The following is a 14158-nucleotide window of genomic DNA, read 5'->3' on the forward strand; positions in this document are numbered from 1 at the left end:
GCATCAACCGCCAATGAACGACATTTCGACTTTGGGCAGGCGACGGGCAGCGCTGTTTTCGCCGCGCTGCTCCGAATAGCGGTCAGCCCGGCGCATCCAAAGGTCGGCCACACGTCGACGCAACGCGTCGTCGGAATCTCCGTTTCGCATTGGCGCGCGTATGTCCAGACCATGCGAGGCAAACAGGCACGTGTAGAGGCGGCCATCCGCGGACAGCCGCAGTCGAGTGCAGTCGCCGCAGAACGGCTGTGAGACGCTCGAGATAACGCCGATTTCTCCCTGTCCGTCCGCGTAACGATATCGCACCGACGTAGCGGACGGATTTTCGCGGCCCGTTGGTACGAGCGGGTATGCCTCATCGATGCAACGAACGACTGCGGACGACGGCACCACCGACTCCATGTTCCAGCCATTGCTCGTGCCGACGTCCATAAACTCGATGTAGCGAACTTCCACGCCAGTTCCGCGAAAGTGACGCGCCATGGGTAGAATCTGCGCATCGTTCACGCCGCGCTTGACGACCATGTTGACCTTGACTGGAGCAAAGCCCGCACGTTGCGCCGCTTCGATTCCCTCCAACACAAGAGCGGCGGGAAAACCTACACCGTTCATCCGCTGAAACACAGCCTCGTCTATCGAGTCGAGACTGACAGAGACGCGCTTCAATCCAGCATCCCGTAGTGCTCCCGCTTTCCTACTCAGCAGAGAACCGTTGGTCGTCAGCGTCAGGTCGACATCCTTACCGAGAGGCGTACGCAAAGCGGCCAGTCGCTCGACAAGAAATTCAAGGTCTTTCCGCAACAGCGGCTCCCCGCCAGTCAGCCGAATTTTCTCAACGCCAAGGCCAACGAACGCCCGCGCAACGCGCTCGATTTCTTCGAAGCTGAGCAACTCACGCCGGGGCAGAAATGCATAGTCTCTGCCAAACACCTCTTTCGGCATGCAGTAGACACAGCGGAAGTTGCAGCGGTCCGTTACCGAGATACGCAAGTCTCGCAAAGGTCGCATACGAGTGTCCCGAAGCGGCATCCCGGCTGTCACGACGTCGGGAATACGGAGGGTGCGCTCCGCCGGGTCAGCGACGGAGACTTCCACCAGCGGGATGACTCGTCCCAGAGAGAATGACCTCATCGTTGCACCCATCCCCGTGTGCGGATAGCCACTGACCAACAAAAGAGAGTGCGGCCGGCAAGGCGCCGGCCGCCGTCGCCTACGTATAACGGCGACTCTTGAAGGTGACTGTCCGCTTGTATTCCTCCATTGACCCGACGCGACGGATATTCGCCCATGTTCCCTTGTAGTAAGGGATGATGTTGCGGTCAGTCCACGTGGTGGTCACATCGTCCTGAATGCCGTTGACGTGGCCGAATACCATGAAGGTCTGGTCATGCTTTATTTCGGCTGCCGGATACGCCATTGCGTACGTGGACCCGAAGTCGTTGTAGACCTCGACGATGTCACCAGCTCCAATGGCAAGCTCCTGCGCGTCGGACGGGTTGATTTCAATATATGCCATCGGGTCACGGGAGCGGACGAATTCGTTGTACTGGTCGTGGTATACCGTTTGCCACACTTCGTTCGTACGCCCGTTGTTAATCCAGAAACGGTATTTTCCCTTCAGGTCTGCAATCGGCTTCGGCAGGCCCGGCCACGGCGATGGCTTGAACTGCGCCTTGCCGTCTGGTGTATCGAACTTGCTATCGGTGTACAGCATTTCGGTACCGATGAGCTTGCCGCCCTCCCACGCTTTTGTGGGCAGTTGTACCCCGTTGTTGGCCATTGCCCTGAGCCGTTCATAGGTGACCAGGTTGCCGGTATTGCCGCCCTGGCTATCGATTTTCCCCACGCCTGGTTGACCTGCGCGCCGGAAGCCATCGTTGAACGCGTCCTCCTCAGTCTTCCAGTCGAATCCGTCAAACCGCGAAGCCATCTTTGTGTTGCCGTCTTTGCGATACATGTCGCGCAGGGTGTTGGCAACACGCGCGGCGATGAGGCAATCCGGCATCGCGGTTCCCGGCGGGTCCATGAACCGCTCTGACAGACGCATGCGGCGTTCACCGTTCATCGAAGTCAGGTTCATCTCACCAGGATGCGTCGCTGGCAGCATGAGGTGTGCCGCCTCTTCCAGCTTTGTCGGATAGATATTGATGCTCGTGACAAACAGGCCGCCCTTGGTCGTCGCGTCATAAATGATGTCGACCATCTGTTCCGTGGTTGCACCCCGAGCACCCTGCATCGCGTCCTTCACAATCTGCGAGCGGCGCAGGACAACTTCACGCAACCCCTGCGCGTTGTTGCTCGTCTGGAAGTTGTTGCACGCCCACCAGGTCATCATCCTTCCCTTGCCGTGGATGAGTTCCTGGTCGATGTATATTTTTGTGTCGCCCGGATACGGCGGGCGCGTGTAGCCCTCCTGGTGACCGCCCATACGCACACAACCCGTGCCTCGTCGGCCAACGTTGTGCGTCGCGAGGACGAGGTCGACGAGCGAGGACTGAATCAGGTAGTTGTCGTTGCCCCAGATAATGCCTTTTTCATAGCTGTGCATCGCTCGTGGCATCTGACCCGGAGCCTTCGGTTTGTATGACCATTCCGCCGCCTGCCGAATCTTCTCAACGGGGACCCCAGTAATCTTGCTGCAGTCGTCCATCGACAGCTTGTTGGTCTGAACAGCGGCGTCGAACCCATTCGTGTGGGCAGCAATGAAGTCCCTATCTATCCAGCCCTGCTGTACGACGTAGGTGAAGAGCCCGTTGAACAGCGCGATGTCAGTACCTGGCTGAATATCCAGATGAAGCACATTGTCCTTACCTGCTACCTGTTCTGCGACCGCAATCGTCGCCGTACGCCGTGGGTCCACGAAAATCACCTTCGTCTTCGGAGACGCCTCACCAGGGAAGCGTTTCTGCTTCTTGTCAGCGGTCGCGCCTGTTAGATTCGGCACCCAGTGATTCAGGAAATAGTTCGTCTGCGTCTCGTACGAATTCGCGCCGATAGACCAGATGACATCAGCCAGTTCGGCGTCCTCATACGAGTTGTTCAGTTCGCCAACACCCATCTCGCGCGTGGCGTGGCACTCCGAGTTGTACGCCGGACGATTGTGGATACGGACCATCGGGGTTTGCAGCGCTGTAAACATCAGCTTGCCGGAGCCCCAGGTGTTTTCGAATCCACCTCCGGCACCACCATGGTCAAAGGCGGAAAACACGATGCCACTCGGGCCATCCTTATCCAGCACCTTCTTCATCAGGCCAGCATAGAGGGCCATGGCCTGGTCCCAATCCGTATCGACCCACTGGTCGCTCATATATACGCGCGGATACTTCAACCGCTCCTGGGTTATCCCGTCGGCCGTATACATGTATGACGCCATCTTCCCGCCCCGCGTCGAACTCAAGCCGCTATTCACGACGCAAGCCTTGTCCGGAACAATCATGATGGTATGGCGGGAGCCATCGCGGTCAGCAACCACGTTCTCCATCGCAGGCGTCATGATGAGCGTGAGCGGGGGCAACTGCTTGCGGAAATCCACGCCAAGCGCATTCTGGTCCGGCGCCCGGCCACCCTCCTGGCCTTCCGGCCACTTGTAGACGTGATACCCACATCCGACGATGCAGAAGTGGCAGGTCAGGTTGGTTCGCTGGGCCGTGACCGGCGGTAGAGCGATGCGGTCCTTGTCGTTAGCCATTTTCAGCTCCTCGAACTCAAAGAACGTTGGCCTGACGGCCGTAGATGAGACCGTCCACGCCGATTGCGGTTACGCCGCCTGTCTTCTCGTCATACTGAAGGCGCACGCGTGGAAGATTTTCAGTGGCTTGCCCGATAATCATCTGTCCGGCCTTCTCGGCGTCGAACATGCTGAAATGGCAAGGACACTTGAAAACCTTTGTCGCCGGCTCGTACATGACGGGACAGCCCATGTGGGTACACATGGCGCTGTAGGCCACGATATCGCCATCGGGGCCAACGCCGCCTGGCACACGCCCCCCCATCTTGATTGCGACGCAAGGCGATGCGGCGTCCGGGTACGTGAATGAGACCGGCGCATTGAGCGCCATGCTTCCAGCGTGGGCTACGGGTTTTCTCGGATACGGGAGATTCGTCTTGCTGGTATCCACGGGGTTCGCGGCAGAAGCCACGTTAGGCGCAAGCGCGGACGCAGCAGTCGCCGCAATCGAACCACCGCTGAGTTTCAGAAATGTACGGCGGCCGACTTTGAGTTCGGACATGGTCTCCTCCTTTGCTTGAATCTTGCTCGTGTAGTCGTTAGCATCGGATGAAGGGCAAGAGATATGCCATGCAGCCCAAAGTCCGCTGGACGCTTGCTCGCGGCAGGTTTTCAAGCAGTAGACGTGATGAACCCTATTACCGTCCGGTAACGGTTCATATTGAGGAGGCAGCCGTTATGTCACCACTTCGTAACGTTCGACGGCGGCAGGTTCTCCGCTTTGCACTGAGCATTCCTCTTCTTTCGTCCCTCAAGATTGCGTCCGCCAATGACGCGGCTTCAGTTGCGTTTGGGACAACGGCGGTCTTCCTGGACGATGAAATCAACCTGCTCGACCGATGGAGTAGCGAACTCGGGAATGTATGTGGCGCGGATGTGAGGTTTGTGCAGCGCAATAGCTATCGCGAAATTGATGACCTGCTTGCTGCCGGCCGACTGGACGTTGCGTGGGTTTGCGGATTCCCTTATGTCACGCATCCTCATACGATGCGCTTGATGGCGATACCGGACTATGGTGGCCAGCCTCTGTATCGTTCGTATCTGATTGTTCCGAGAAGCGATACGCAGACGACGCACATCACTCAACTCAGGAATCGGGTGTTCGCGTTCAGCGACCCGGAGTCGAACTCTGGCTTCCTCGTTCCGACCACTGAGCTGATACGCGCGGGTATCCAGCCGAGCCGCTTTTTCAAGAAGTCCTTCTTCACCTATGCGCACAGGAAGGTCGTTGATGCGGTGACATCCGGGCTTGCAGATGCCGGCGAGATTGACGGATACGTCTACGACACCATCGAGAAACAGTACCCCGAGCGCACTCGCAACGTACGGGTCGCATGGCGTTCCCCTCAATATGGTTTTCCTCCGATTGTCGGCCGCCATACGCTCGACGATGAATCATTTGTTCGCATTCAGCGCGCGCTGGTCGGCATGAAGGACCATCCCGCTGGCCAGGATGTACTGCAGCGATTGAATCTCGATGGCTTCGTGCCCGACAACGACAAGGTGTTTGACGGCATCCGCCGGCTCGTGGCCATCCTGAACTCCGGACCCGTTTAGGGCCGCGCAGATGTTTTCCCATCTCAGTTACCGCTACAAGATTCCGCTCGCGCTGAGTGCGGTCATCCTGCTGACGGAACTGCTCGTGACCATCGCACTCGTGAGCGTCGCGATTTCCGACGCCAGAAATGACCTGGAGAGCAGTGCGCAGAATCTGTGTCGCGTGCTCACGCTATCGGTTAGGGACGCCCTGGTGAAGGATGACCTTTGGCGCGCCTTTGAGGTGATTCGGACTCCCGTGACAGTCAAGGAGCCCACGAACCCATTAAAAGAAATCGTCCTCTTCGACGCGAAGGCTCGCGTCTATGCGTCGACGTCCCCACGAAAAGAACGCATCCAGAGTGTGGTCGCCCAGCTCCCTGCCCAGTTTGGCGCCGTCATCGCGCACCTCAACAGCGCCGGCGACCATTTCTTTTTCGACTTTCCTGGACTGCTCGCGACCCGCGACGTAACGGCCGGCATGCCGGTGGATTCGGACGACGGGAGCCGCCTGGGGTATGTGGTTCTGGTCTATGACGCGAACATTCTTTATGGCCGCATACGGACCACGCTAATCAAACTCGCGGTGGCAACCGTGCCAGCGTTGTTGCTGCTCATACCGTTAGGCTGGGTCTGGGGTGACCGGATGGCGAAACCACTGTTGCGCCTCACAGCTGCCATGGCGCGCATCGGAAAGGAGCATCCGGATAAGGTTAGGGCTGGAATCAGCGCGCAGGGAAACGACGAAATTGGCCAACTGGAACAGCAGTTCCATGCAATGCTCGGCGAACTGGCCCAAAAGCAGGCGTTAGAACGTGAGGTCGTAGTCTCTGAGCGACTGGCGGCGGTAGGCCGGGTCGCAGCCGGCATCGCACACGAAATCAACAATCCGCTGGGCGGCATGTTGAACGCCATCGACACGCTCAACACCCACGGGGAGCCCGACGCCCAAACCAGAAAGACCCTGGGGCTCCTCGAGCGCGGTCTGGGGCAAATCCGTGCGACTGTTGGCGCATTGCTGTTTGAAGCGCGACTGGACTCACCAGCGATGAACCCGTCGGATTGGCAGGACTTGAAGCTGTTGATAGCTCCGCAGATACAGGCGAAGCAAGCGACGTTTCAGTGGGAAATCGAGCTGGACGAGGTGATTGCCTTACCCGCCCATCTGGTGCGCCAGCTCGTCCTCAACCTGCTGCTGAACGCCGTGAAAGCGGTAGAGGTCGGCGGGCAGGTGAATTGTCTTGTTGCTGCCCGAAAGGCTGCGCTACAGATAACGGTGTCAAACACCGGTCAGCACATATCCGGCGTAGCAATGGAGCATCTGTTTGAGCCGTTTGGGTCGGTAGCGGTAGCAGAGGGGCGGCGGTCTTATAGTCTCGGCCTGTGGGTGAGTTATCAAATCATTACGCAACTCGGTGGCACAATTTCAGTGGACAGCGCACCGGGGCAGACGTGTTTTGCGGTCCTTCTGCCTATTACGTCTGCGTGAGACAGGAGAACATCATGTCGAAGACGCTTATCTGTGTCGTTGAAGACGACTCCATCATGGGCGAGTCGTTAGCCGACCGCTTCCGCCTTGAAGGTTTCGACGTGGACTGGCACACAGATGGCGAATCTGCATTTAGTGCGTTGCAGGAGCGACCTTATCAAGCGGTCATCAGCGATATCAGGCTGCCGTTTATTTCGGGAGAGGAGCTCTTTTCACGTTTCGCAGCAGCTCATGCGTCGATTCCACCGTTTATTTTCATCACGGCCTACGCCTCGGTCGATACGGCGGTTTCCCTGCTAAAGAGCGGCGCTGCGGACTACGTTACCAAACCGTTTGATATCGGAGCGCTGGTTGAGAAGGTCCGATTGCTCACAGGAACTGCCATACCGGACCACGCCATGCCCGCGCAGAGCGAGCTGGGGGTGTCAGAAGCGATGCGGCGTCTCGCCGAGCTTGTGCCAAGAGTCGCTGGTCGCGCCAAATCGATTCTGGTTACCGGCGAATCTGGAGTCGGCAAGGAAGTGCTCGCGCGGTTCATTCATCGGCATTCTCCCGGCGACACGCTTCCTTTCGTTGCAGTCAACTGTGGCGCTGTCCCTGACACGCTTATCGAATCCGAATTCTTCGGTCACGAGAGAGGAGCATTCACTGGTGCCGAGCGCCAAAAGAAGGGGTATTTCGAGCAGGCGGAGGGAGGCACGCTCTTTCTCGACGAGATTGGTGACTTGCCCTTGTCGATGCAGGTGAAGCTGCTGCGCGCGCTGCAGGAGCGTCGCATTACGAGAGTCGGCGGGGAGAGAGAGGTCGAAACGAACTTCCAGCTCGTTTGCGCGACCAATCGCGACCTTACGGAACTGGTCCGAGTCGGGAAGTTTAGGGAGGACCTGTTTTACCGCATCAACATCCTGCAGCTACGCATGCCCGCGCTTCGCGACCGGCCCGACGATGTTCTATGGCTTGCGCACCGCTTCGTGCGCGAGATAGCTGGTCGGCTCGGCGAGACGACGAAACTCTTTCACCCCTCGGCTGAGGCACGGCTCGCGACTTACGGTTGGCCCGGCAACGTGCGAGAGCTACAAAACCGTCTTGAGCGCGCGTGTATCGTGTGCTCCCGCAACATGCTCTTTTCGTCCGACATTTTCGAGGAAGATGGGTCGCAGGCGGCCGCGGCACTTGATATGGATACCCCGCTGGACGGCTACATGGCTGCATGTGAGAGTGCGTTCATTCGGGCCGCGTTGTTGCAGCACCTGGGGCATATTACTGAAACCGCCCACGCCCTTGGCATTTCCAGGAAGAGTCTCTGGGAAAAGATGCGTAAGCATGCGATTGCAGTCGAGCCGCTTCATTGAAAAGCGTAGGCCGGGTCAACACCTTGCAGGACTGCGGGCATGGAAACTGAAGAGAACGACGGGATGCTTGAAATCCGGCTGGTACGGATACGTGGCCACGTGCAGGGCGTCGGCTATCGGGAAGCGTGTGTACGCCGTGCGACGGCGCTAGGCGTAACTGGATGGGTCCGTAACCGCCTGGACGGTTCGGTAGAGACAATGCTACAGGGCTCGCCGGAGCAGCTTGCCGACATGTGCGCCTGGTTAAGCGAGGGCATGTCCGCAGCGCTTGTCGACGAGCTTGCGGTCACCGAAGTGCAGCCACCCTTTGTCCGCTTCGACAACTTTGAGCGACTGCCCACTCTGTGAGTGCCTGCGATTCACCGAGAAGGGGAAAAGGTGTTCCCCCCTTCGTGAGACGTCGAAAATCGCCGACAGCGCTGCCAGCGCCGTCTCCTTAGAAGGCTACGGCGGCTGGCTAGGTCACGACGTCCGCTGATACCAGTGACGTGACGAATTGACGACTTTCACGACCATAAGCATGACCGGTACTTCTATGAGTACGCCGACCACTGTCGCGAGTGCCGCTCCCGATTTCAGACCGAAGAGACTAATCGCCGTCGCAACGGCCAGTTCGAAGAAATTCGACGCACCGATAAGACAGGACGGTGCCGCGACGTCATGCGACACGCCCAGCCGCCTGTTCGCCAGATAGGCAAGCGATGAATTTACGACGACCTGAATCAGAATCGGCACCGCAAGGAGCGCGATGACGAGTGGCTGGGCGATGATTTGCTCGCCTTGGAACGCGAAGAGGAGGACGAGCGTCAGCAGGAGCGCCGAAATCGAAAAGGGGCCAATCTTGGCCAGAGCGCGCTGGAATACCGCTTCACCGCCGCGAAGAAGCATCTTTCGAAGCACCTGCGCAATGATGACAGGGATGACGATATACAGCACGACCGACGTGAGCAGCGTATCCCACGGCACCGCAATGTTCGAAATGCCCAGGAGCAGGCCAACCACCGGCGCGAATGCGAAGACCATAATCAAGTCGTTCAGCGCGACCTGCGACAGGGTGAAGTATGGGTCGCCCTTCGTCAGTTGACTCCACACGAAGACCATCGCGGTGCAGGGCGCAGCAGCGAGGAGGATGAGCCCCGCGACATAACTGTCCAGCTGGTCCGCCGGCAATAGCGAGGCGAACACGTGGCGCACGAATACCCATGCCAGGAATGCCATGGTGAATGGCTTGACGGCCCAGTTGATAACCAGGGTGACACCAATGCCCTTCAACTGGGTGCGCACCCTCCCAAGCGAAGCGAAGTCGATACGCAGAAGCATCGGGATAATCATCACCCAAATGAGAATCCCGACCGGGATGTTGACGTGGGCGACCTCGAGCGTAGACACAGTGTGGACCGCGCCGGGCAGCAACTTCCCGAGAACGATGCCGACCACGATACACAGCGCGACCCAAACGGACAGATAGCGCTCGAAGAATCCGATACCGCTGGGTGCCTTCCGCGCGGCCTTCGCGACTGTTTGACTGCCTGCCATCGTTACTCTCCTTTCTCGCGCAGCGATGTGCCGATGTTCTGCATTTCCTGCTGGACAGCAAGACGGTCGAGCTTTTCGAATGGCAGGTTCGTGAAAAGCTCAATGCGCTTTTTCATCTGCACGAATGCTTGCAGAAAGGCCTTTCGCTTATCGTCGTCCGAGCCCTCGGCTCTGGACGGGTCAGATACACCCCAGTGCGCTTTTGCCGGATGGCCGGGCCATATCGGGCAAACCTCTCCTGCCGCGTCATCGCAGACGGTGAAGATGAAATCAATATGGGGCGCGCCGTCTTCGGCGAATTCGTCCCAGCTCTTGCTGCGCATCCCTTCGGTCGAAATTCCCTGCGAGCGCAGGAGGTCAATCGCGAATGGGTTCGGAGCCGTGCCCGGGTGGCTGCCGGCGCTGTAGCCGACGAAGCGGTCGCCAGCGAGCTGGTTGAGCGCTGCCTCTGCAAGGATAGAACGCGCGGAATTGTGCGTACAGAGGAAAAGGACGTTGTATTTACGATGTTCGGTCACGTGGTTCTCCAGCCCGTTGTTGGATACGGCTTGTTGTATCGACATCTCCAATATAATGGAAATGTTGGTTTGCGGCAAGCGGCCCAGCCCGCATGATGCCTCAGCCGTAGCGGACCAATTTCGTCGTCACAGAAAATTCACGCAGCCAATCCTTGTCACTGGAATGTCACGAACTATACTTAGCATCCCGACAGTCGTAACGTATCTAGTTTTATGGAAATGATGCTTACTTTCTGAGGATGACCAACATGAACAAGCTGTTCCTGCAACGCCTTGCGGGTGCCGTAGTGATGGCTACCTGCGCGGTCGCCACCCACGCGGCAGAAATCACCGGCGCCGGTTCCACTTTCGTTTATCCGATTCTGTCGAAATGGTCTTCGGACTACAACCAGGCTTCGGGTACCAAGGTGAACTATCAGTCCATCGGTTCTGGCGGTGGCATCGCGCAAATCAAGGCGGCGACGGTCGATTTCGGGGCAACCGATATGCCGATGTCGGTCGAGGACCTGAACGCGAAGCAGATGGGGCAGTTTCCGTCCGTCATCGGCGGTGTGGTGCCTGTTGTCAATATCGAAGGCGTCACGCCCGGCAAACTTCGATTCACGGGCCCCATCCTTGCGGACATCTACCTTGGCAAAATCAAGAAGTGGAGCGACCCGGCCATCGCAAAGGTCAACCCGGGCCTGAAACTGCCGGACGCGAACATCACGGTCGTGCACCGCTCGGATGGCTCAGGCACCACGTTCAACTGGGTGAACTACCTGTCGAAGGTCAGCCCTGACTGGAAGAGCAAGGTGGGTGAAGGCACTTCGGTTGCATGGCCGACCGGTGTGGGCGGCAAAGGGAACGAAGGCGTCGCGGCCTATGTGAACCGTCTGAAGAATTCCATCGGTTACGTCGAATATGCCTACGTCCTTCAGAACAAGATGACGTATGGCTCCGTGCAGAACAAAGCTGGCAACTTCGTGGAGCCGAATGCGAAGTCGTTCCAGGCTGCCGCGGCTACAGCGGACTGGAGCAAGGCGCAGGATTTCGACCTTGTGATGACTGACGCCGCCGGCCCGGACGCCTATCCGGTAACGGCCACGACTTTCATCGTCATGTACAAGCAGCCGAAGAATGCCGCGCAATCAAAGGCGGCCATAGCGTTCTTCCGCTGGGCGCTCGAAAAGGGGCAGTCGCAGGCTCAGTCACTCGACTATGTTCCGCTGCCGGAGCCGCTGGTCAAGCAAATCGAATCGTACTGGTCCACCAACTTCAAGTTCTGACGCTCCCGTAACTGACGGTGGCGCAGCGCTATTGGCGCGCGCCACCCGTTGAGGAAACGCTGATGCCTACCACTGCAGAAGACCTCGCCAAGGGGTTGCCGGGCGAGCGCCGAAAAGGCACCTTGCTTGGAACCGAGTTGACGTTCCGCACCCGCAAGCGCTGGCTTCCCGACGCAGCGGCAGACCGAATGTTCTGGTTTGCGACCTTGTGTGCAGCGATATTTGTGCTCGTTCTGCTCTCAGGCGTGGCGTTCTCGATGCTATGGGGCGGTCGCCTGGCATTCCAGACGTTCGGCTGGCGATTTCTCATCAGTACCGATTGGGATGCAGTGGCCCACAAGTTCGGTGCGCTGATTCCGATTTACGGCACGCTCGTGAGTTCATTCCTCGCGCTGCTTATCGCGGTTCCAATCAGCTTCGGGATTGCAATGTTCCTCACGGAGATTGCGCCGCGCTGGATGAAGGGCCCGGTCAGCACGGCCATCGAACTGCTCGCAGCGATTCCCAGCATCATCTACGGCATGTGGGGTCTGTTCGTTTTTGCTCCGGTGCTGGCCGACCACGTGGAACCGTGGCTCATCGACACGTTGGGCAACGCGTGGCTGATTGGCCCGCTCTTTACGGGCGCGCCGATTGGGCTTGGCATGCTTCCGGCCGGCATGATTCTCGGCATCATGATTATCCCGTTCATCACCGCCGTGATGCGCGATGTGTTCTCGGCGACGCCGCAGATGCTCAAGGAATCGGCGTTCGCGCTCGGCGCAACGCGCTGGGAGGTGATACGAAAGGTCGTGCTGCCCTACACCCGCTCAGCGGTCATCGGAGCCATTTTTCTCGGACTCGGTCGCGCCCTCGGAGAGACGATGGCGGTCACATTCGTGCTTGGTAATGCACACGACCTGAGCGTGTCGTTGCTCGACCCGAGCAACTCCATCGCGGCCACACTCGCCAATGAGTTCACCGAAGCCGATTCGCCTATCTATCTGTCCTCGCTTATCGCGCTCGGTTTCGTTCTGTTCGTGGTGACGTTCATTGTGCTGGCGCTCGCGAAGCTGTTGCTGCTACGCCTGAATCGCATGGAAGGAGCAAAGTAATGGAAAGCTTCGACATGGGGAAATTCCGGCGCCGGCGCATGACGAACAACGTTGTCTTCGTGCTGTCCGTTGCGTCAACGCTTTTCGGCCTCTTCTTTCTGTTCTGGATTCTCGCGACCACGGTGATAAACGGTTTCGGCGCACTCGGGCTGAGTCTCTTCACGCAGATGACGCCGCCCCCTGGCCAGCAGGGTGGGCTGCTGAACGCACTCTACGGCAGCTTCCTGATGATAGGCATCGCGTCCGTCATAGGGGTGCCGCTCGGGTTGATGGCGGGAATCTACCTCGCGGAGTACGCGCGACGCACGCGTCTGGGTGCGGTCGTCCGCTTCGTCAACGACATCCTTCTGAGTGCTCCATCGATTGTCATCGGCCTTTTTACCTACGAACTCATCGTGCGTCAGGTCGGTCATTTTTCGGGCTGGGCCGGTGCGGTCGCGCTGGCCATCATCATGCTACCGGTCGTCATCCGCACCACCGACGAGATGCTTCAGCTGATTCCGGACAGCATGCGGGAAGCCGCGCTGTCGCTCGGTATCCCGCGCTGGAAAATCAGCTCACGCATCCTGCTGAAGGCGGCTAGTGCCGGCATCGTGACCGGCGCGCTGCTAGCCGTCGCACGCATCAGTGGGGAAACGGCGCCACTGCTCTTTACCGCGCTGAACAACCAGTATTGGTCAACGACACCGAACGGGCCGCTGGCAAACATCCCGGTGGTCATCTTCCAGTTCGCGATGAGCCCATACGAGGCGTGGCATACGCTGGCGTGGGCCGGCGCTTTCCTGATGACGGTCTTCGTGCTCGCGCTGGCCATCCTGTCCCGCACCTTCTTCAATCGCGCTCATGCCTCCCGTTAAGATGCCATCTGCCCGGACGACCAAAGCGCGCATCAGTGTGCGTAGACTGAATTTCCACTACGGCCGCCGCCAGGCTCTGTACGACGTCAACGTCGATTTCCCCGACCGCGAAATCACCGCCATCATCGGCTCGTCAGGGTGCGGCAAGTCAACGCTGCTGCGGGTGCTGAACCGGATGTACTCCATTTATCCAGACCAGGTAGCTACCGGAAGCGTCGAGCTGGATGGAATGAACATCCTCGAGCCGCGTTTCAAGCTGAATGAATTGCGACTCAAGGTCGGCATGGTCTTTCAGAAGCCGACGCCCTTCACGATGTCGATATACGACAACGTCGCGTTGGCTATCAACCACCATGAGGCGCTGACGCGCAGTGAGCTGGATGAGCGCGTCGAGTTCGCGCTCCGGCAGGCCGCCATCTGGGATGAGGTCAAGGACAAGCTCGACCAGAGCGCGCTGGCGCTGTCAGGTGGCCAGCAGCAACGTCTGTGCATCGCCCGCGCACTGGCCATTGACCCGGAAGTGCTTCTACTCGACGAGCCGACCTCCGCACTCGACCCAATCGCAACAGGCAAGATTGAGGAACTGCTTCATACCTTGCGCAAGCACTACACGGTCGTCATCGTCACTCACAACATGCAGCAGGCAGCTCGCGTGTCCGAGCATACGGCGTTCATGCACCTGGGAAAGCTCATCGAGTTCAGCACCACCGAGCAAATCTTCTCGAAGCCCACCCAGAAGGCGACCGAGGACTACATCACTGGCCGCTTCGGCTAGGGAGTG

Annotated in this window: 13 protein-coding genes; 8 read left to right on the top strand and 5 right to left on the bottom strand. The window is 58.7% G+C overall.

Annotated elements, in window-relative coordinates:
* Positions 1–3: 3 nt before the first annotated feature.
* The 3 genes from moaA to GGD40_RS05905 all read right to left on the bottom strand — a co-directional run bounded on the left by moaA (position 4) and on the right by GGD40_RS05905 (position 4229).
* Positions 4–1131, bottom strand: a complete 1128-nt coding sequence (gene moaA, locus GGD40_RS05895) for a GTP 3',8-cyclase MoaA (RefSeq protein WP_179743085.1) — start codon at positions 1129–1131, stop codon at positions 4–6.
* 79 nt (positions 1132–1210) lie between these two features.
* Positions 1211–3688 (bottom strand): arsenate reductase (azurin) large subunit, encoded by a 2478-nt coding sequence (locus GGD40_RS05900; RefSeq protein WP_179743086.1) that lies wholly within the window; start codon positions 3686–3688, stop codon positions 1211–1213.
* A gap of 16 nt (positions 3689–3704) precedes the next feature.
* The gene (locus tag GGD40_RS05905) at positions 3705–4229 is read right to left on the bottom strand and encodes an arsenate reductase (azurin) small subunit (protein WP_179706283.1); all 525 of its coding nucleotides are present in this window, start codon (positions 4227–4229) and stop codon (positions 3705–3707) included.
* Between the two features lie 68 nt (positions 4230–4297).
* On the opposite strand from GGD40_RS05905, the gene GGD40_RS05910 reads away from it, so the two are divergent.
* The 4 genes from GGD40_RS05910 to GGD40_RS05925 are packed head-to-tail and all read left to right on the top strand — an operon-like array spanning position 4298 to position 8452.
* Positions 4298–5284 (top strand): substrate-binding domain-containing protein, encoded by a 987-nt coding sequence (locus GGD40_RS05910; RefSeq protein WP_257030358.1) that lies wholly within the window; start codon positions 4298–4300, stop codon positions 5282–5284.
* 10 nt (positions 5285–5294) lie between these two features.
* Positions 5295–6752 carry a sensor histidine kinase gene (locus GGD40_RS05915; protein ID WP_179743087.1) on the top strand — a complete coding sequence of 486 codons (1458 nt, stop codon included), beginning with the start codon at positions 5295–5297 and terminating at the stop codon, positions 6750–6752.
* 14 nt (positions 6753–6766) lie between these two features.
* A complete protein-coding gene (locus tag GGD40_RS05920) occupies positions 6767–8104 on the top strand; it encodes a sigma-54-dependent transcriptional regulator (protein ID WP_179743088.1) in 1338 nt (445 codons plus the stop codon).
* A 39-nt stretch (positions 8105–8143) separates the two neighbouring features.
* Complete coding sequence (locus GGD40_RS05925; RefSeq protein WP_179743089.1) at positions 8144–8452, top strand: acylphosphatase; 309 nt, start codon at positions 8144–8146, stop codon at positions 8450–8452.
* A 114-nt stretch (positions 8453–8566) separates the two neighbouring features.
* Here GGD40_RS05925 and arsB read toward each other — a convergent pair whose 3' ends face one another.
* Together arsB and GGD40_RS05935 are read right to left on the bottom strand one after the other, a co-directional pair.
* Positions 8567–9640, bottom strand: a complete 1074-nt coding sequence (gene arsB, locus GGD40_RS05930) for an ACR3 family arsenite efflux transporter (protein WP_179743090.1) — start codon at positions 9638–9640, stop codon at positions 8567–8569.
* 2 nt (positions 9641–9642) lie between these two features.
* On the bottom strand, positions 9643–10158 hold the full coding sequence (locus tag GGD40_RS05935; protein ID WP_373565259.1) for an arsenate reductase ArsC: 516 nt from the start codon (positions 10156–10158) through the stop codon (positions 9643–9645).
* Between the two features lie 248 nt (positions 10159–10406).
* On the opposite strand from GGD40_RS05935, the gene pstS reads away from it, so the two are divergent.
* The 4 genes from pstS (at position 10407) to pstB (ending at position 14152) form a co-directional block, all read left to right on the top strand.
* Positions 10407–11426 carry a phosphate ABC transporter substrate-binding protein PstS gene (pstS, locus tag GGD40_RS05940; protein WP_218900823.1) on the top strand — a complete coding sequence of 340 codons (1020 nt, stop codon included), beginning with the start codon at positions 10407–10409 and terminating at the stop codon, positions 11424–11426.
* Positions 11427–11488: 62 nt separating this feature from the next.
* Entirely contained in the window at positions 11489–12520 is a 1032-nt protein-coding gene (pstC, locus tag GGD40_RS05945; protein ID WP_257030483.1) for a phosphate ABC transporter permease subunit PstC, read from the top strand.
* The gene (pstA, locus tag GGD40_RS05950) at positions 12520–13377 is read left to right on the top strand and encodes a phosphate ABC transporter permease PstA (RefSeq protein WP_179743092.1); all 858 of its coding nucleotides are present in this window, start codon (positions 12520–12522) and stop codon (positions 13375–13377) included. The genes pstC and pstA overlap by 1 nt, the downstream gene beginning before the upstream one ends.
* Positions 13364–14152 carry a phosphate ABC transporter ATP-binding protein PstB gene (pstB, locus tag GGD40_RS05955; protein ID WP_257030359.1) on the top strand — a complete coding sequence of 263 codons (789 nt, stop codon included), beginning with the start codon at positions 13364–13366 and terminating at the stop codon, positions 14150–14152. The genes pstA and pstB overlap by 14 nt, the downstream gene beginning before the upstream one ends.
* Positions 14153–14158 lie beyond the last annotated feature (6 nt).

The organism is Paraburkholderia bryophila (assembly GCF_013409255.1).
In the GTDB taxonomy this organism is placed as follows: domain Bacteria; phylum Pseudomonadota; class Gammaproteobacteria; order Burkholderiales; family Burkholderiaceae; genus Paraburkholderia.